Raw genomic sequence first — 17,832 nt, forward strand, 5'->3', positions numbered from 1 at the left:
ATGAAAAGCCTCGAACGAATCCAGCAAAACTCCCGCGAAATCAACCGGATGCTGGCGCGTATCAACACGCTGGTCCAGGAGCGCGACACATCGTCAACGAAGCGCACGGAATGGCAAGCGGCCTGCCAGGATTTTTTTGCACGCTACGATGCCTTGTCCTTCCCGGGCGGTGCGGCGATGCTGGCGCGCGTGCGCAGTGGCGATCTCGATGCCCTGGAAGCGGCGGTGCAATTCCTGCTGGCCGATCCTTACCATTTCCGTTCCGGCTATTTGAAAGAGCGCCTGTGGCGCTGGCTTGCACGCCAGCCTCTCAGCGCCAGCGCGCGCGACCAGCTGGAACAAGCGGCCCTTGCCTATCTTGACCGCCGCATCTGCCGCGAGTTCTGGACGATGTGCAAAACCATGGCGCGCCTTGGCCGCACGCAGTTCTGGTCGCGGGTTGCAGAACGCGCTGCGACGGGCGATGTTCGCGCAACGCTGTTGCTTGCATACCGCACCAACTTGCAGGCTGGTGCGCAGGCCCGCCACCTCTTCTACCAGGCATGTTAGAGTTGCGCTTTTTATAAGCCGCCCTCACGCATGACACTTGAATTTCGACGCGCGACGACTGCCGATATCCCCGCCATGAGCGCGATCCGGCTGGCCGTGCGCGAAAACGCGCTGACCAATCCAGACCGCATAACACAGCAGATGTACGAGGATTACCTGGACCGGCTGGGCCAGGGCTGGGTTTGCGAGCGCGATGGAACCGTGATTGGCTTTTCTTACGCCGCGCACGAGGATAATTCAATTTGGGCGCTGTTTGTCGAACCGGCGCATGAAGGATTGGGCGCAGGCAAACAATTGCTGCAGCTGGCGACGGATTGGCTGTTTGCTGGCGGCGCCCAAGCCGTCAGTCTCTCCACCGCAGCCGACACTCGCGCTGACCGCTTCTACCTGGCCCAGGGCTGGGTGCGCGGTGAACTGACAGCCAATGGCAACGTCGACTACCGTGTTGTGCGTGGAGCGACGATCCGCCGCGCAGAAGCCGGCGACCTTGATGCCATGTGGGCGATCTTCCAGCCGCTGCTGGCAGGTGGCGATGCATTCCCCTTCGGCGCGGGATTTGAGAAGTCGACCTTCCAGCTTCATTGGTTCAGCAGCCACCCGGCGTATGTCGCTTGCGCTGGCGAACAAATCCTCGGCATGTACAAGATGGGTGCCAACTATCCCGACCACGGTGCCCACGTCGCCAGTGCAACCTATGCCGTTGCCGGGCAGGCGCAAGGCAAAGGCATCGGCCGCAAGCTGGTTGAGCACAGCCTGGCACAGGCACGGCGGGAGGGCTTCCTGGCAATGCAGTTCAACTACGTCGTCAGCACGAACGCTTCGGCGATGTCGTTATACCGCAAGCTCGGCTTCAATATCGCCGGCACTTTGCCGCAAGCTTTCCGTCACCGCGAACTTGGGCTGGTCGACTGCTACGTTTTACATCGATTCCTGGAAGAAGAATGAAGAAGTTAATGGTCCTGCTGTTTTGCCTGGTGCTGCCCTCGGTTTGGGCCGAAGGCAATTCTTCTGCGCTGGCAAATGAGGTAAATGCAAGCAGGGATTGGGCGGCCGATCTTGCAAAGTGCCCTGCCGACCTGATGCCTGCGACAAGCCATCCAGACTACGACCGTAGGGTTAAAGCGCAATGCGAGGCTGAATCAAGCCAGGCGGCATGCCTGGCTGCTTGCAAAGCCGGCAAAGGTGAACATTGTTATTGGTTGGGGAATGCGCTGCAAGCGTCGGAGCATGATGATCGCGCGTCGGAAATTCTGTTCCAGCGCTCCTGCAAATTAGGCGTGCCATCCGGCTGCACCAACCGCGCGGCCATTCTGTTACCGCCCGCAAAAACGACGGTGGATGCGCAGAGCTGTCCTGCCCGCACCTTCGCGCGGACCTGCGCGGCGAACGACCCATGGGGCTGTACGATGTACGGCTTTATCCTGGGCGGCGACAAGGGCAATGCAAGCAGCAAGCAAAAAGCCCTGGAGGTCCTCAGGAAGTCGTGCCAGTTTGGCGAAAAAGATCCAGCCTGCCGGGCCGCCAACGCGATGCGAAAAGACCTGGAACGATGAAGAAGATCGTTCCTGCTGCGATTCCGGTTGCTTAAGCGGTAGCGAACACCGAACGCATCTTCTCAGCCACCTTGCCTTCGATGGCGCTCTTGAAGGCGCCCATCAGGAAGCCGAGCTTGATATTCATATGGGCCGCGCTGTCCGCCAGGGTCAGCGTGCCTTCCACGCCGCTGCGACCGAACTTCAGGGTGTCGCCGTGCCATTGGCAGGCCAGGTCGAATTCCTTGGCAATACGTTGTGCGACTTGTTCTGCTGCTGCGCGCGCTTGCGCAGGTTCCAGGCTGTGGGCCTGGGTGATGTTGATATCGGCCATACTCTGCTAATCAAAAAGCACAAAAGGCGCTATTTTAACGCACGTACCTTTGTGCTGGATCAAAGGGCGCTGTCGCAGACAGGGTAACCATGGTCATTCAACCGCCCTTGGGAGAGTGATCATGGATGAGAATATGTGCATGACTTTGCCTGTCAGCTTTGTGCCGACGCCATCCGCCCTGTACCGCGCGCACCGCAAGTCGGCGCAACTGCTACAGCAGCCCAGCCTGCCACGCCTGAAAGATACCGCGTTGCCAACGCGTGCCGCCGCCGCACCGCCCGCCGGCGCGCGCGTGCTGATCTGGAAGCAGGATCCTTCCGTCAGCGAAATCGGCACCCGCAAGATTTTTCTGCCAGGCGTGATCCTGGAAGGCCCGCGCGATGCCCGCATCACTTACGGCGAGCCCGGCATTGCGCCGGTCAGCCCGAATGCCTTCGGCGACTTCATCATGGCGCCGGACACCGACCAGTTCGATGCCGTGCACGCCTTCGCCGTGGTGCGCCTGACCCTGACCATGTACCAGCGCGTGCTGTCGCGCGCCGACAGGAGCGCACCCCTGCCCTGGGCCTGGAACAGCGGCAGCAACACCGATCCGCTGCAAGTCTTCCCGCACGGATTGCCGAATGTGATGAACGCTTATTACAGCCGCAGCGACCGCGCGCTGAAGTTCGGCGACTTCGTGCCAACCGGCGCGGCGGGCCGGGTGTTCACCTGCCGCTCCTTCGATATCGTATCGCACGAAACCGGACACGCGGTGCTGGACGGGCTGAAGCCGAAGTGGATCCTGAACAGCGCGCCGCCGCAAACCGGCGGCCTGCATGAATCCTTTGGCGACCTGACCGCCATCTTCCTCGCGCTATCCCAGCTCGACCAGGTGGAAGCGGTGATCGCGCAAACCAAGGCCGACCTGCACGACAAGACCTTCCTGGCCGATATGGCGGAACAGTTCGGCCTGGCGCTCGGCCGCCCGAATGGCCTGCGCAACGCGGACAACGACCTCAAGCTGTCCGAAACCGGCAACGAGGTGCATGCGATTTCGCAGGTGTTCACCGGCGCCATCTATGACATCCTGGCCGACATCTTCGCCTTCGAACGGGCACCGGGCCTGCGCGACGACGCCGCTTGCCTGCACAGCGTGGCGGCCTACCTGTGCAGCCTGGTGCTGCGCGCCCTGGTGGCAGCGCCGGACGCGAACGCCAAGTATGCCGACGTGGTCAATCAGATGCTGCGCATCGCGGCGGAAGACGGCAAGCCGGTCGACTACGCCAACTTCATCCGCAACCGCTTCGCCCTGCGCGAGGTGGTGGTCTCGCCCGTGCCGCTGACCGAGGACCAGCCGCAGAACCTGGAACTGCCGGCCATGGTGGAAGACGCGCCCGACGCGCGCCAGGACCGCCGCGCCTGCTGCGGTACCATGAACCACGCCGAGTACTTCGAACTGGAAGGCGTGCTCGATGCCGAGCGCCAGGCTTTAGCCGCCTGGTGCAAGAATTACAGTACCCGTCACGGGGAGGTAGCCATCGAAAATTGACGTCCTCCCCGTCCTGAAGGAAGGGGTTTCACGGAGCGATGCTGATGAAGATCACCGCGACCGGCGGGGGCGGCTTTGCCGGACTCAGCCAGCACTTTGAAGTTGACACGGATGCAAGCCCAGCTGGTCCGGCGCTGGAGGCGGCCCTCGCCTCCAGTGGTTTTTTCACATCTGCGGAAAATTTTTCGCCCCCGATCGGCGCCGATTTGGGGCACTGGACTATCACGGCCGACGACGGCCGTCGACGACATAGCTTAAGCTTTGTCGAGACCGGCGCCCCGCCTTGGCAAAATCTGCTCGATTTGATCCGTTCTGCTGCCTGAAAGCAAGACTGTTAGAGGCACGCCACGAATTTGCTTATTTAGATTGTATCTAAGCCCGAATTGTGAGAAATAGCGGATTGCCTTAAAATACAGTGCTTTGCTGAGCTTTTCCCAGCGCTCCAATATAGATAGGACTGTTATGACCCACGTTGTCACCGAATCCTGCATCGCCTGCCGCTATACCGATTGCGTCGATGTTTGCCCGGTAGATTGCTTCCGCGAAGGCCCGAATTTCCTGACGATTGACCCAGACGAATGCATCGACTGCGCCGTGTGCGTGGCCGAATGCCCGGTCAACGCCATCTTCGCCGAGGAAGACGTGCCGTCCGACCAGCAGCAATACATCAAGATCAATGCGGACTTGTCGCGCAACTGGCCTTCGATCACCAAGACCAAGCCTGCCCTGCCGGAAGCCGAGCAGTTCAAGGACGTTAAGGAAAAGGCCCATTTGCTGAAGCGTTAATCGTTTCGCAGCAGCCTGTTATTCACCGTGCAACACCGCGCCTGACGCGGTGTTCGCTTATTCAGATGGAATGAGAATCATTATGAATGTCGTCAGCACCCCACCAGGCGGTCTCCACGAGACCGATGCAGTCATCATCGGCGCCGGCCCGGTTGGCCTGTTCCAGGTCTTCGAACTTGGCCTGCTGGAGATCAAAGCCCACGTGATCGACTCGCTGAGCGCCGTTGGCGGCCAGTGCGTGGAACTGTACCCGGACAAGCCGATTTACGACATTCCAGCCATTCCATCGTGCACCGGCCAGGAATTGACCGACGGCCTGCTGAAGCAGATCGAGCCGTTCGGCGCGACCTACCACCTGGGGCAGGAAGTGACCGTCGTGCAAAAGCGCGAAGACGGCCGCTTCGACGTCGAGACCTCACTGGGCACCAAGTTCATCACCAAGACCATCTTCATCGCAGCTGGCGTGGGTTCGTTCCAGCCGCGCACCATGAAGGTTGACGGCATCGAAGCCTTTGAAGGCTCGCAGCTGTTCTACCGCGTGAAAAACCCGGCCCAATTCGAAGGCAAGAACCTGGTGATCTGCGGCGGCGGCGACTCCGCGCTGGACTGGGCGCTGAACTTCGTCGGCAAGGCCGAATCCGTGGTACTGCTGCACCGCCGTGAAGACTTCCGCGCTGCCCCGGCCTCCGTGGCCAAGATGAAGCAGCTGTGCGATGAATACGAGATGCAACTGATCGTCGGCCAGGTGTCGGGCATCGAAACCAAGGACGACAAGCTGTCCGAACTGCGCGTGACCGGCGCCGATGGCGTGACCCGCCGCGTGCCGCTGGACATGCTGCTGGTGTTCTACGGCCTGTCGCCAAAGCTGGGCCCGATCGCCGAGTGGGGCCTGGACATCGAGCGCAAGCAGTTGAAAGTGGTGTCGACCGAGAAGTTCGAAACCAATGTGCCGGGCATCTTCGCCGTGGGCGACATCAACACCTACCCAGGCAAGAAAAAGCTGATCCTGTCGGGCTTCCACGAAGCCGCACTGGCCGCTTTCGGCGCTGCACCATATATCTTCCCGGACAAGAAGATCCATATGCAATACACCACCACGTCGCCAAAACTCCACAAGGTTCTTGGCGTGGAAACCCCGGTGTTCGACTGATCCGACCAGTTCTTCAGACGCATCCTACAAAAAAGCAGCGGAAACGCTGCTTTTTTTGTTTTCATGCTCGTATTATGTTGGAATCATGGCGTGTTAGCCCTTGTTTATGTACTTTCTGTGGGGTATTGCGGAATGCTGTAGGTCATGTATAAATGGCCTATAATTGAACCATCTTTGCGCATTGCCACAATTTTCGGCGGGACATACTATGCTTTACCAATTGCACGAAATGCAACGCTCGCTCCTGCACCCACTGATGCAGTGGGCTGAAGCCTCGTCCAAGCTGTTCACCAATCCTGTTTCGCCATTTGCGCATACACCGTTCTCGCAACGTATCGCCGCGGGCTACGAATTGATGTACCGCCTGGGCAAGGAATACGAGAAGCCGGAATTCGGCATCAAACAGGCTGTGGTCAATGGCAAGCAAGTCCACATCGACGAACGCATCGTCGAGAATAAGCCCTTCTGCAAGCTGCTGCACTTCCGCAAGGATATGAGCGAGAAGGAGTTCAAGGCCCTCAAGCAGCCGACCGTGCTGCTGGTGGCGCCGCTGTCCGGCCACCATGCGACGCTGCTGCGTGATACCGTGCAGGCCCTGTTGTCCGAACATGACGTCTACATCACCGACTGGATCGATGCGCGCCTGGTGCCGCTGTCGGCCGGCCCGTTCCACCTGAACGACTACGTAAAATATGTGCAGGAGTTCATCCGCCTGCTCGGCCCGGACCTGCATGTGATTTCCGTCTGCCAGCCGACCGTGCCGGTAATGGCGGCGATTTCGCTGATGGCGACCGCCAAGGATCCAATGCTGCCAAAGACCATGACGATGATGGGCGGCCCGATCGATCCGCGCAGGTCGCCGACCCAGGTCAACAACCTGGCCGTGGAAAAGAAGTTCTCCTGGTTCGAAAACACCGTGATCTATGCGGTGCCGCCTAACTACCCCGGCTTTGGACGCAAGGTCTATCCAGGCTTCCTGCAGCACGCCGGCTTTATCGCCATGAACCCGGGCCGCCATGCGCAGTCGCACCGCGAGTTCTATATGCACCTGGTGCGCGGCGACGACGAGCCGGCAGAATCGCACCGCAAGTTCTACGACGAATACAACGCTGTGTTGGACATGCCGGCCGAGTACTACCTCGACACGATCAAGACCGTGTTCCAGGAGTTCCGCCTGCCGCAAGGCACCTGGGAAGTGGACGGCGTGTTCGTGCGCCCGCAGGACATCAAGAACGTGGCGCTGATGACCGTCGAGGGCGAGCTGGATGATATTTCCGGCGCCGGCCAGACGCAGGCGGCGCACGACCTGTGCTCCGGTATTCCCGCCAATATGCAGGAAGACTTCGTGGTGCCGGGCGCCGGCCACTACGGCATCTTCTCCGGCCGCCGCTGGCGCGAAATGGTCTGCCCACGGATTTCGGCATTCATCAAGAAACACGGCTAAGGGCCTGCCCTCCAGCCGGCCGGGCCCGCGTGCCCGGCTTTTATTACGGCAAACATTATACTTTTTTATATAATATGAAGATTGATCCCGTTGCTTTGCAGGCTGCTGCCGGCCGCGCGTCCGGGCTGCTGAAATCCCTGTCAAACCAGGACCGCCTGCTGCTGCTTTGCCAGCTTGTGCAAGGCGAGCATTCGGTCGGCGAGCTGGAAGCGGCAACCGGCGTCGCGCAACCCACCCTGTCACAGCAATTGACCGTGCTGCGCAACGGTGAACTGGTCGCGACGCGGCGCGAAGGCAAACAGATTTTTTACAGCATTGCCAGCGCGGAGGCGATGGCGGTGCTGCAGGTGCTGTACAAACTTTACTGTCCAAAGGAGTAGGGAAATGAGTGCTTACTATGCGCCGCTGGCAGGCGGCATCATGATTGGCCTGGGAGCGGCGATGCTGTTGCTGCTCAACGGACGGATTGCCGGCATCAGCGGTATCGTCGGCGGCCTGCTTGGCCAAGCCTTTGCGCGCCAGCCGGGTTCCGGCAGCGACGCAGGCTGGCGCATCGCCTTCCTCGCGGGCCTGGTGGCCGCGCCACTGCTCTATGGCGCCTTCACGGCGCTGCCGGCAGCACAAGTCGACGCCAGCGCTGGCACGCTGGTGGCTGCAGGCCTGCTGGTCGGGTTGGGCACACGTTACGCTTCCGGTTGCACCAGCGGCCACGGCATCTGCGGGCTTTCCCGTTTCTCTCCGCGCTCGCTGGCAGCAACGCTTACCTTCATGGCAGCCGGTTTTGCCACCGTCGCCGTTGTGCGGGGCTTGCTATGAGTACGCTGACCTCCTTGCTGGCCGGACTGATATTCGGCCTGGGCCTGGTTGTCTCGGGCATGACCAATCCCGCCAAGGTGCTGGGCTTCCTGGACATATTTGGCAGATGGGACCCCGCCATGGCGTTTGTCATGGCGGGCGCGCTGCTGGTTGGCACCCTCTCCTTCCACATCGCAGGCAAACGCACTCGCGCCATCCTCGGTGCTCCCATCAGCCTGCCGACGGCACGCGACATTGACCGCCGTCTCGTCCTGGGGAGCCTGGCATTCGGCATAGGATGGGGGCTGGCCGGTTACTGCCCCGGCCCGGTCATCACATCGCTGGCAACCGGCGGCGGCAAGCCATGGATCTTCTTTATCGCCATGCTGGCCGGCATGGCGATTTTCGAAATCGCCGAACGGCGCAAAGAAGCCTAGGAAGCCTTTTCGATCGCTACGGTAGGTCGCGTGTTCGGGAATATCTGCTCGACTCGCGGCTCGCCCGGGCCAGGCTTCTTGATGCTGTAGCCATTCACGGGCTGTGACCGATTCACCCACAGTGCGTAATACAGGTGGTCCGCGCGCGGATCATCCGTATTCGGGTGAATCAGGATTGTCAGTCCCAGGCTGTTCAGCTGCAGCCACGGCACGATAACCTGCAGCAGGTCGTTGGTGAAGCCGAAATAGAAGGACGGCGTAACGTGCGGGCCGCGCGGCTCCAGGTTCCAGTCGCCCAGCTCCACCTTGAATCGCTCGGCCACCCATTTGCGGATCAACGCTGCCTTCTGGTAATTATCCTCGTCGAAGTAGATGTGGGCGTGATAGCTCTCGATATCGGTGAAAGCGCGCGGCTTGGCAGGCAAGCTTTGCTCGCCCGGACGCACGCCGTTTGGCCGCGTCGTCGCTTGCTTATAGGTTTCATATCCCCAGGGGCTTTGTGCCATCACCGGCGTCGCAAGTGCACCGGCCGCCGCAGCCAATAAATTGCGCCGGCGCGGCGACAACAATTCCGCCCAGTGGCGATCAACTGCATCAGTCATAGATTCCTCCGTCGAAGGCGCCAGCGTAAGTTCGGCGGCCTGCAACGCCAACGAATTCTTTCGTATGAACTTATTTGCTTAATTGACGGTGGGGCGGTCGGTGTCGAGGCGGCGCAGGTAGTCGCGCTCGAAGCGCAAGAGGTCGATATCCCGGGCAGCTTCGGTAAAGGCGCGTTGCTGCGCCTGGCCTGCGGAATTGCGCTGGAAGCAGACGTGTACCGTGCGTTCGTGGAACAGGTTTTCAGTAAAGACGATGCGCTCCCGTTCGGCGCGGGTAAAACGGTTGCTGGCCAGCAGATGGCGCAGCACGCGCTTCTCGATCAGCATCGCATCGAAACGTTTGCTAAGCAACTTGCGCAGATTGATTTCATCATTGACGCCTTCCTGCACATGCAGCGCGCCACGCCGTACCAAGCCGTCGAACTCTTCGCCATTCGAATAACCGGCCACGATACCGATGCGCGCGTTGCTCAGTTCGCGCAATGTGGAGGCAGCAACCGGCGCTTCTTTCAAATAAGCCAGCACATTCAAGGTACTGCCGATCGGGGGCGAAAAATAGCACTGGGCTTCGCGCTGCGGCGTGCGCCACACGGCCAACAAGCCCGCATAGTGCGGGTCGTTCATGCCCACTTCCATGGTGCGCTTCCAAGGGAAATAATCGATGGCGACGGCACTGCCGATCCGCGCGAAGACCGCGCTGACATAGGCGCCGGACAAGCCGTTTTCAGGCAACGCAGCCGAAACGAAGGGCGGCCATTCCTCCGATGCCAGCCGCACCGGGGCGCCAGCGACAGCAAGGCCCTGCCGCCAAAGCAGCAAGCAAAGCACGCAAGCAATCACCCGCACAGCACGCATGGTTCCCCACCTTATGTAAGAAGCGGTATGTTCCCATAGAAGTTGATGCCAAGCAACTTCCGCACAGGCAGCGCAGATATTGGATAATAGCGCTTTACCGTTTCGCCTCTCACCGTGACTGATTCGAAGACCCTGGCCGACCGCATCGAGGACGTGCTGCCGCAAACCCAATGCACGAAGTGCAGCTACAAAGGCTGCCGACCGTATGCGGAAGCGATTGCGTCCGGTGAAGCGAACATCAACCAATGCCCGCCTGGCGGCGCAGAAGGCATCCGCCGCTTGTCCAGCGTTACCGGGCGCCCCGTCATTCCGCTGAATCCCGTCAATGGCTTCGAGCGCCCGCGCGCGGTGGCCTTCATCGACGAATCGCTGTGCATCGGCTGCACGCTGTGCATCCAGGCCTGCCCGGTCGACGCGATCACGGGGGCGGCCAAGCAGATGCACACCATCATTCCGGAACAGTGCACCGGCTGCGACCTGTGCGTGCCGGCCTGCCCGGTCGACTGCATCGTGATGTACCCGGTGACCGAGACCACCGGCTGGGATGCCTGGACGCAGCCGCAAGCCAACGAAGCGCGCGACCGTCACGACTTCCGCCTGGCGCGCCTGATCCGCGAGCGCGAGGAGAACGATGCGCGCCTGGCCGCCAAAGCCCACGCCAAAGCAGCAGCCGTGGAACGCCTGACGCCGGAAAACGACGCCGAGCTGGCGGAAAAAGAACGCAAGCGCCAGATTATCGCCGCAGCCATGGAACGCGCCCGTCAGCGCGCGGATGCCGACAAAAATAAATGAACAACGCCAAACGCCAACTGATCTTCGAACGCCTGCGCGAGGCGAACCCGACCCCTGAAACCGAACTGGAATACACAACGCCATTCGAGCTGCTGATCGCCGTGCTGCTGTCGGCGCAAGCGACCGACGTCGGCGTGAACAAGGCCACGCGCAAGCTGTATCCGGTAGCGAACACGCCGCAAGCCATTCTGGACTTGGGACTCGACGAGTTGACCGAATACATCCGCACCATTGGCCTGTACAAGACCAAGGCGAAAAACGTCATCGCAACCTGCCAGATCCTGGTGGAGCAGTACGGCGGCGAAGTGCCGCAGACGCGCGAAGAACTGGAGCAGTTGCCCGGCGTGGGCCGCAAGACAGCCAATGTGGTGCTGAATACCGCCTTCCGACAAATTGCGATGGCGGTCGACACGCATATCTTCCGCGTCTCCAACCGCACCGGCATCGCGCCGGGCAAGAACGTGGATATCGTCGAACAGAAGCTGATGAAATTCGTGCCGAAGGAATTCCTGATGGATGCACACCACTGGCTGATCCTGCACGGCCGTTACACCTGCATGGCGCGCAAGCCGAAGTGCTGGAACTGCATCATCGCCGACCTGTGCGAATTCAAAGGCAAGACGCCGGCGCCTGCCGACGCTTAAGCCAGCGCATCAAGCCTTTGTACTGACGGCGCCTCCGCGGTTGTCGAGCAGTTCCTCAATCCACCATTGGACCATTGGGTCGCCAGTAATAAAGCGCATGCTGGAGGCGAAGTCAGTCAAGCGGGAGCCGGTTGGGGCCATGATGCGCTCTACATAATCCACCAAGTCATTGCCCGCGCAATTGAATTCGTAGCCGTCATGGTCGAACTCCCAAACCTGGCCGGCAGCGGGGCCTTGGGTCGGCATCAGGATATAGTTACCGGAACGCGGAGTTTCGCCGATTACCAGGCAAGTATTCACCCAGCGCGGCAGAAGTTCTTCGTCCGGCTCATCCATTACCGGCTCCATCCAATCCATGAAACTATCGTGAAGCTCCGGCCATTCGGAGACTGGCGCCAAATAACGCGCCGCATCGCCACTTTGCTCGTCGCAATAAAACAGGATACTGCCAAACGTGGCGTAAAACTCGCGCAGCTTACCCACATCCGGCAGCTCCGTCGCTGCGACGGCCGGCGTGACGACGTGACGGAATGGCACCAGTTTCTTATTGCCCTCATCGCGGATCTGAACACACTGGAATTCGCCGCCATGTGCCAGTACGGCACGCTCAAGTTCTTCAAGCCTCATGTCCACCCCTGTTGATTTGCCGCCTAAGAAGCCAACACCCGAGCCCGTGTCACACCTTGGGGTCACACCCCAAGTGTGACACGGACTCTACAGCAGGACCATATTGTCGCGGTGGATCAGCTCATGGCCTTCGACATAGCCGAGGATCGCTTCGATCTCGGCGGAAGGCTTGCGCTTGATGCGGCGGGTTTCGGCGCTGGTGTAGTTGCTGATGCCGCGCGCAATGGCGTGGCCGTCTTCGCCCACGCAGGTGATTACTGCGCCGCGGCCGAATTCGCCGTGCACTTCGATCACGCCGATCGGCAACAGGGACTTGCCCTCTTTCGCCAGTTTTTGCACGGCGCCCGCATCCAACACGACCTGGCCCGCGGTGTGTAGGTGGTCCGCCATCCATTGCTTGCGGGCCGTCAAGTGGCCGGTCTGCGCGGACAGTTCGGTGCCGATGCTTTCGCCGCCCGCCAGGCGGGTCAGCACATCGGCCTCGCGGCCGAAGGCGATCACGGTATGCGCGCCGGACTTGGCGGCACGCTTGGCGGCCAGGATCTTGGTCAGCATGCCGCCGCGGCCCAGCGAGGAGCCGGCGCCGCCAGCCATGGCTTCCAGCGCAGGATCGCCGGCACGGCCATGAGTGATCAGGTAAGCCGCCGGGTCCTTGCGCGGATCGGCGCTGAACAGGCCGCGCTGGTCGGTCAGGATGATCAGCGCGTCCGCTTCAATCAGGTTGGCGACCAGGGCGCCCAGGGTGTCGTTGTCGCCGAACTTGATTTCGTCGGTGACGACGGTGTCGTTCTCGTTGATGATCGGGACCACGCCCAGGCGCAGCAAGGTGGTCAGCGTGGAGCGCGCGTTCAGGTAGCGTTCGCGGTCGGCCAGGTCGGCGTGGGTCAGCAGCACTTGCGCGGTGCCGATGCTGTGCTCGCGGAAGCTGGTTTCGTAAATCTGTGCAAGGCCCATCTGACCCACGGCGGCGCATGCCTGGAGTTCGTGGATATCCGTCGGTCGCTTGTCAAAGCCCAGTCGCAGCATGCCTTCGGCTACGGCGCCGGAGCTGACCAGCACGACTTCCTTGCCCATCGCACGCAGGGCGGAAATCTGTGAGGCCCAGCGGGCGATAGCGGCGTGGTCGAGCCCACGACCGTCATTGGTGACGAGCGAGGAGCCCACTTTAATAATAATGCGGCTGGAGTTCTGGATAAGCGAATTCATAGGACGGCAAAAGTCTGATCAAACAAAAGGTGGTGAAACTTCTGGTGATGCGCCGGGCGGGGTAATGCCGGCTTGCCGCAGACAATGCGCGCCCCCGCGTTTGGCAGGGGCGGCAAAGATAAGAGGTTGTCTCGATTTTAATCGAGAACTTTGAAACGCGGGTCGTCCGGATCGATGGAGGAGATACCGCGGGCTTCTTCGGTCATCTGCACTTCTTCCGAGCGCTGCTCGGAGTAGCGCTGCTGCTCCAGGTGCAGGTAGATGGCGTTGACCAGTTCCTGCGTGCCTTCGTGCGACAGTGCGGAGATTTCGAACACCGGGCCCTTGAAGCCGAACTTCTTGACGAAGTCCTTCACGCGCTTGGCGCGTTCTTCTTCAGGAATCACGTCCAGCTTGTTCAGCACCAGCCAGCGCGGCTTGTCGCCCAGCGCCGGATCGTACTTTTGCAGTTCCTTGACCAGGGCCTTGGCTTCCTTGACCGGATCGACAGTCGCCTCGAACGGCGCCAGGTCGACGATGTGCAGCAGCAGGCCGGTGCGCGACAGGTGGCGCAGGAACTGGTGGCCCAGACCGGCACCTTCGGAGGCGCCTTCGATCAGACCAGGAATGTCAGCGATCACGAACGATTTTTCGTGCGACACACGTACCACGCCCAGGTTCGGGTGCAGGGTGGTGAACGGGTAGTCGGCGATCTTCGGACGGGCATTCGACACTGCGGTGATGAAGGTCGACTTGCCGGCATTCGGCATGCCCAGCAGGCCAACGTCGGCCAGCACCTTCAGCTCCAGGCGCAATTCGCGGCGCTCGCCGTCTTTGCCGTCGGTCTTCTGGCGCGGAGCGCGGTTGGTCGAGGTCTTGAAGTGGATATTGCCCCAGCCGCCCTCGCCGCCCTTGGCCAGCAGTTCCATCTGTCCGTGTTCCGTCATGTCGGCGATGATTTCGCCCGACACTTCGTCGATCACCAGGGTGCCGACCGGCATGCGCAGGAAGATGTCGTCTGCGCCCTTGCCGTAGCAGTCGGAGCCGCGGCCGGATTCACCGTTGCCGGCGCGGTGCATCTTGGAATAGCGATAGTCCACCAGCGTATTGACGTTACGGTCGGCTACCGCCCAGATGCTGCCGCCTTTGCCACCGTCGCCGCCATCAGGGCCGCCGAACGGACGGAATTTTTCACGGCAAAAAGAGGCGCAGCCATTACCGCCGCTGCCGGCGATGACTTCGATGCGTGCTTCGTCAATAAACTTCATAATGAACCACCTTGAAAACTAAAAAGGCCCTACCACTGGCAGAGCCTTTTGGAGAGAAGGCTTTCGCCTTACTGTACCTGTATTTGCTGTATTAAGCAGCAGCTACGACGGTAACGTACTTCTTGCTGTCCGGACCCTTGGTCACGAACTTCACAACGCCGTCCACCAGTGCGAACAGGGTGTGGTCTTTACCGGTGCCTACGCCTTCGCCAGCGGACACTGGGGTGCCGCGTTGACGGATGATGATGCCACCAGCGTTGATGGTCTGGCCACCGTACACTTTAACGCCCAGGCGTTTTGATTCAGAGTCGCGACCGTTGCGGGTAGTACCGCCGCCTTTTTTGTGTGCCATTTAGTTACTCCTTGATAGCTCGGTGAGTCTTGATGAACAGCGATTAGCCGTTGATCGAAACGATTTGGATTTCGGTGAAGTTTTGGCGATGGCCTTGACGCTTCTGGTAGTGCTTACGACGGCGCATCTTGAAGATACGGATCTTGTCGTGACGACCTTGTGCGACTACTTTCACCAGAACCGATGCACCTGCAACCAGTGGAGCACCAAACTTGATGCTGTCGCCCGCGCCTACGGCGAGAACCTGGTCGATAGTGATTTCGGAACCAATGTCAGCCGGCAACTGTTCTACTTTAATTTTTTCGCCAGCAGCAACTTTGTATTGTTTGCCGCCGGTTTTTATGACCGCGTACATGATTGGAAACCTCTTGGATTGTTAATAAGTCTCCCTCGCTCGACGCCCAAAAACAACAAGGCGAAAGCCGGGGAACCGCTGATTATACATAGATTCGGGAAATCGGTCAAAAGGTATTGTCGACGGGCGGCCCACGTGGTATGTGGGCAACGAGTAACGTATAATCGCGGCACTCTTACCAACCTTACCAGTAGGTTTGCCTTGTCGAACAACGCCCAGAACAACATCATGAGCACCATTGCCGCCGATATGGACGCGGTCAATTCGGTGATCCGCCAGCGCCTTCACTCGGAAGTGGCACTGGTCAACCAGATTGCTGAATATATCATCAGCGCGGGCGGCAAGCGTATCCGACCAGTCCTGGTCCTGCTGGTAGCAAATGCCTATAACTATAAGGGTGCCGGCCACCATGAGTTGGCCGCCGTGGTGGAATTCATCCACACCGCGACCCTGCTGCATGATGACGTTGTTGACGAATCGTCAATGCGCCGCGGCCGCCAGACCGCCAATGCGCTGTTCGGCAATGCCGCCTCCGTGCTGGTGGGCGACTTCCTCTACTCCCGCGCCTTTCAGATGATGGTGTCGCTGGATTCCATGCGCGTGATGCAAATCCTGTCCGATGCGACCAATGTGATCGCCGAAGGCGAAGTGCTGCAGTTGCTGAATATGCACGACCCGGACGTGACCGAGGAAAGTTACCTGCAGGTGATCCGCTCCAAGACGGCCAAGCTGTTCGAAGCGGCGGCGGAGCTGGGTGCGCTGGTGGCCGGTGCCTCGGACGCCGACATCGCCGCTGCCGGCGAATATGGCCGCTCGCTGGGCACCGCTTTCCAACTGATCGACGACGTGCTGGATTACGCCGGCGATGCGGAGGAAATCGGCAAAAACGTAGGCGATGACCTGCGTGAAGGCAAACCTACCCTGCCGCTGATCTGGCTGATGGAAAACGGCACCGAAGAACAGCGCGTCCTGGTTCGTTCCTGCATCGAGAATGGCGACGAGCAGCACTTCGACACAATCCTGGCCGCCATCACCAACAGCGGCGCACTGGATTACACCCGCCGCGCCGCCGAAGTGGCCGCGCAACGCGCCATCGATGCGATTGCCGGCATGCCGGACGGGATCTACAAACAATCCCTGCTGCAGCTGGCCCGCTTCTCGGTGGACCGCAGCCACTAAAGAACAAGGCGCCGAAATCGGCGCCTTTTTTCTTACTGCGGCTTGATTGAGGCGATGCGCCGTTTGGCGAAGTAAGTCTTCCATGCATGCGGCGCGACCGACGGGTAACGCAGCCTGGCCAGCGCCAGCCATGCATCTCGGTAGGCCAACCAGCTTCGCTGCCTTTCGGGCCAGATCTTCATCTGGTTCATCTCCCGCTCGGCACTTGTGGCTTCCTCCACGGTGAACGAAGGCAGCTTGCCAGCCTCGAAGTCCAGCAAGGAATTAAGTATCTCCTCGATCTGCGCCGAATCGGCTCCTTGGTGCCGCAACTGCAGCAACGCAGCCTTCTCGGCATCGCTCCAGCGTGCAGAGATGGTGTCGATACGCGCATTGCGATCCTGGTCGACCAGATCCAACTTGATCGTGTCGCAGCGCACGACAAGGTGGCTATTGCCCGCGTCATCGCACATATCGATCTTCGGTGAAGGCCCCTCCTTGCCGGTCTGCATGCGCGTCAGCCGGGCCAGGCGAGCTTCGATTTCGGGGCCGTCCGACCGGCAGGCAGCCATCTTCGCCACGGCATAGTTGCGCGGCACGCCCAAGCCGTTCGCATACAGCATCATCAGGACATCCTGGCTATCCGTAGCAAAGGCGCAGTGCCGCGCTTTCACATAATCGAAATGCACGCCAATGCCGTAATACAGCTTGTCCGCGTCGCAATCCTTCAGGGCCGCAGACTGCTCCGCCGTCGGGCGATGCGGGAATGGATAGGTGGCCAGCTTGTGGATCTCGCACTCCGAGGTATCGGCATGCGCACTGGTAGCCAGCGCAAGCAAAGCGGTGACGAAGAAGGCTTTACGCACTTAGAGGATCTCTTTGACCGTTTCCGGTGGACGGCACAGACGCACGCCCTTGTCCGTCACCACGAAGGGACGGTTGATCAGCTCCGGATGCGCCATCATCGCGTCAACCAGCTTATCTTCGGACAGCGATTCATCCGCCAGGCCAAGCTGGTCATACAGCTCGCCCTTGTTGCGCATGGCGCCGCGCGCTGTCAAGCCGGCACGCGCGATCAGGTCGATCAGCACTTCGCGCGATGGCGGCGCCTTCAGGTATTCAACGATTTCCGGCTCGATGCCCGCTTCACGAATCAGCGCCAGCGCGCCGCGCGAATTGCTGCACGAGTTGTTGTGGTAGATGGTAATTCCCATGATGCAAATGAAGTTAATTCAAAGCCGCACTATATCACCGGCAAGGGAGTTGATAAATCCACAAAATTATGTGTAGAATTAACTCACACCAGTCGGGGTGTAGCTTAGCCCGGTAGAGCGCTACGTTCGGGACGTAGAGGCCGGAGGTTCGAATCCTCTCACCCCGACCACAGAATTCCTTACAAAACAGCGTTTGAAGCATGAAGCAAGCTGATAACCGCT

At 60.2% G+C, this 17,832-nt stretch carries 24 protein-coding genes and 1 tRNA gene; 15 read left to right on the plus strand and 10 right to left on the minus strand.

Annotation, left to right across the window (positions count from 1 at the left end; translation table 11 throughout):
- From ASD58_RS14025 to ASD58_RS14040, 3 genes are read left to right on the plus strand one after another with little or no spacing between them, the layout of a single operon-like run.
- Positions 1-549, plus strand: a complete 549-nt coding sequence (locus tag ASD58_RS14025) for a hypothetical protein (RefSeq protein ID WP_057261778.1) — start codon at positions 1-3, stop codon at positions 547-549.
- Positions 550-579: 30 nt separating this feature from the next.
- Positions 580-1,494 (plus strand): GNAT family N-acetyltransferase, encoded by a 915-nt coding sequence (locus ASD58_RS30520; protein ID WP_229209978.1) that lies wholly within the window; start codon positions 580-582, stop codon positions 1,492-1,494.
- A complete protein-coding gene (locus ASD58_RS14040) occupies positions 1,491-2,102 on the plus strand; it encodes a hypothetical protein (RefSeq protein WP_057261779.1) in 612 nt (203 codons plus the stop codon). Before ASD58_RS30520 ends, ASD58_RS14040 begins: the two co-directional genes overlap by 4 nt.
- 31 nt (positions 2,103-2,133) lie before the next feature.
- Here ASD58_RS14040 and ASD58_RS14045 read toward each other — a convergent pair whose 3' ends face one another.
- Entirely contained in the window at positions 2,134-2,415 is a 282-nt protein-coding gene (locus ASD58_RS14045; RefSeq protein WP_057261780.1) for a polyhydroxyalkanoic acid system family protein, read from the minus strand.
- 121 nt (positions 2,416-2,536) lie between these two features.
- On the opposite strand from ASD58_RS14045, the gene ASD58_RS14050 reads away from it, so the two are divergent.
- From ASD58_RS14050 to ASD58_RS14085, 8 genes are all read left to right on the plus strand, one after another.
- Entirely contained in the window at positions 2,537-3,946 is a 1,410-nt protein-coding gene (locus ASD58_RS14050; protein ID WP_057261781.1) for a hypothetical protein, read from the plus strand.
- A gap of 44 nt (positions 3,947-3,990) precedes the next feature.
- Positions 3,991-4,269 carry a protealysin inhibitor emfourin gene (locus ASD58_RS14055; RefSeq protein WP_057262094.1) on the plus strand — a complete coding sequence of 93 codons (279 nt, stop codon included), beginning with the start codon at positions 3,991-3,993 and terminating at the stop codon, positions 4,267-4,269.
- Between the two features lie 139 nt (positions 4,270-4,408).
- Positions 4,409-4,732: a ferredoxin FdxA gene (gene fdxA, locus ASD58_RS14060; RefSeq protein WP_055933073.1), complete on the plus strand. Its 324-nt coding sequence runs from the start codon at positions 4,409-4,411 to the stop codon at positions 4,730-4,732.
- A gap of 82 nt (positions 4,733-4,814) precedes the next feature.
- Complete coding sequence (locus ASD58_RS14065) at positions 4,815-5,882, plus strand: NAD(P)/FAD-dependent oxidoreductase (RefSeq protein ID WP_057261782.1); 1,068 nt, start codon at positions 4,815-4,817, stop codon at positions 5,880-5,882.
- A gap of 208 nt (positions 5,883-6,090) precedes the next feature.
- Complete coding sequence (locus ASD58_RS14070) at positions 6,091-7,326, plus strand: polyhydroxyalkanoate depolymerase (RefSeq protein WP_057261783.1); 1,236 nt, start codon at positions 6,091-6,093, stop codon at positions 7,324-7,326.
- A gap of 74 nt (positions 7,327-7,400) precedes the next feature.
- On the plus strand, positions 7,401-7,706 hold the full coding sequence (locus ASD58_RS14075) for a metalloregulator ArsR/SmtB family transcription factor (protein WP_057261784.1): 306 nt from the start codon (positions 7,401-7,403) through the stop codon (positions 7,704-7,706).
- A 4-nt stretch (positions 7,707-7,710) separates the two neighbouring features.
- Complete coding sequence (locus ASD58_RS14080) at positions 7,711-8,142, plus strand: YeeE/YedE family protein (protein WP_057261785.1); 432 nt, start codon at positions 7,711-7,713, stop codon at positions 8,140-8,142.
- Entirely contained in the window at positions 8,139-8,558 is a 420-nt protein-coding gene (locus tag ASD58_RS14085; RefSeq protein WP_057261786.1) for a DUF6691 family protein, read from the plus strand. Before ASD58_RS14080 ends, ASD58_RS14085 begins: the two co-directional genes overlap by 4 nt.
- On the opposite strand, the gene ASD58_RS14090 is transcribed toward ASD58_RS14085, so the two are convergent.
- A complete protein-coding gene (locus ASD58_RS14090; protein WP_057262095.1) occupies positions 8,555-9,160 on the minus strand; it encodes a DOPA 4,5-dioxygenase family protein in 606 nt (201 codons plus the stop codon). The genes ASD58_RS14085 and ASD58_RS14090 overlap by 4 nt on opposite strands.
- A 78-nt stretch (positions 9,161-9,238) precedes the next feature.
- Complete coding sequence (locus ASD58_RS14095) at positions 9,239-10,015, minus strand: ABC transporter substrate-binding protein (protein ID WP_057261787.1); 777 nt, start codon at positions 10,013-10,015, stop codon at positions 9,239-9,241.
- Between the two features lie 114 nt (positions 10,016-10,129).
- Here ASD58_RS14095 and rsxB point away from each other — a divergent pair, with 114 nt between their 5' ends.
- Together rsxB and nth are read left to right on the plus strand one after the other, a co-directional pair.
- Positions 10,130-10,807: an electron transport complex subunit RsxB gene (rsxB, locus tag ASD58_RS14100; RefSeq protein WP_057261788.1), complete on the plus strand. Its 678-nt coding sequence runs from the start codon at positions 10,130-10,132 to the stop codon at positions 10,805-10,807.
- The gene (gene nth / locus ASD58_RS14105) at positions 10,804-11,451 is read left to right on the plus strand and encodes an endonuclease III (RefSeq protein WP_057261789.1); all 648 of its coding nucleotides are present in this window, start codon (positions 10,804-10,806) and stop codon (positions 11,449-11,451) included. The genes rsxB and nth overlap by 4 nt, the downstream gene beginning before the upstream one ends.
- A gap of 9 nt (positions 11,452-11,460) precedes the next feature.
- Here the strand turns inward: nth and ASD58_RS14110 are convergent, their stop codons facing one another.
- The 5 genes from ASD58_RS14110 to rplU all read right to left on the minus strand — a co-directional run bounded on the left by ASD58_RS14110 (position 11,461) and on the right by rplU (position 15,238).
- Complete coding sequence (locus tag ASD58_RS14110; RefSeq protein WP_057261790.1) at positions 11,461-12,078, minus strand: SMI1/KNR4 family protein; 618 nt, start codon at positions 12,076-12,078, stop codon at positions 11,461-11,463.
- A gap of 87 nt (positions 12,079-12,165) precedes the next feature.
- On the minus strand, positions 12,166-13,284 hold the full coding sequence (gene proB / locus ASD58_RS14115) for a glutamate 5-kinase (RefSeq protein WP_057261791.1): 1,119 nt from the start codon (positions 13,282-13,284) through the stop codon (positions 12,166-12,168).
- A gap of 137 nt (positions 13,285-13,421) precedes the next feature.
- A complete protein-coding gene (obgE, locus tag ASD58_RS14120) occupies positions 13,422-14,531 on the minus strand; it encodes a GTPase ObgE (RefSeq protein ID WP_057261792.1) in 1,110 nt (369 codons plus the stop codon).
- 91 nt (positions 14,532-14,622) lie between these two features.
- On the minus strand, positions 14,623-14,883 hold the full coding sequence (gene rpmA / locus ASD58_RS14125; RefSeq protein ID WP_057261793.1) for a 50S ribosomal protein L27: 261 nt from the start codon (positions 14,881-14,883) through the stop codon (positions 14,623-14,625).
- 43 nt (positions 14,884-14,926) lie between these two features.
- Positions 14,927-15,238, minus strand: a complete 312-nt coding sequence (rplU, locus tag ASD58_RS14130; protein WP_057261794.1) for a 50S ribosomal protein L21 — start codon at positions 15,236-15,238, stop codon at positions 14,927-14,929.
- 228 nt (positions 15,239-15,466) lie between these two features.
- Between rplU and ispB the strand changes: the two genes are divergently transcribed.
- Entirely contained in the window at positions 15,467-16,417 is a 951-nt protein-coding gene (ispB, locus tag ASD58_RS14135) for an octaprenyl diphosphate synthase (protein ID WP_057262096.1), read from the plus strand.
- A 32-nt stretch (positions 16,418-16,449) separates the two neighbouring features.
- On the opposite strand, the gene ASD58_RS14140 is transcribed toward ispB, so the two are convergent.
- A complete protein-coding gene (locus tag ASD58_RS14140) occupies positions 16,450-17,262 on the minus strand; it encodes a hypothetical protein (RefSeq protein WP_057261795.1) in 813 nt (270 codons plus the stop codon).
- Entirely contained in the window at positions 17,263-17,610 is a 348-nt protein-coding gene (gene arsC, locus ASD58_RS14145) for an arsenate reductase (glutaredoxin) (protein WP_057261796.1), read from the minus strand.
- A 93-nt stretch (positions 17,611-17,703) separates the two neighbouring features.
- On the opposite strand from arsC, the gene ASD58_RS14150 reads away from it, so the two are divergent.
- Positions 17,704-17,780 (plus strand) — tRNA-Pro (locus ASD58_RS14150).
- The last annotated feature ends 52 nt before the right edge of the window (positions 17,781-17,832 follow it).

It is taken from the genome of Duganella sp. Root1480D1, from assembly GCF_001427305.1.
Lineage (GTDB): Bacteria > Pseudomonadota > Gammaproteobacteria > Burkholderiales > Burkholderiaceae_D > Rugamonas.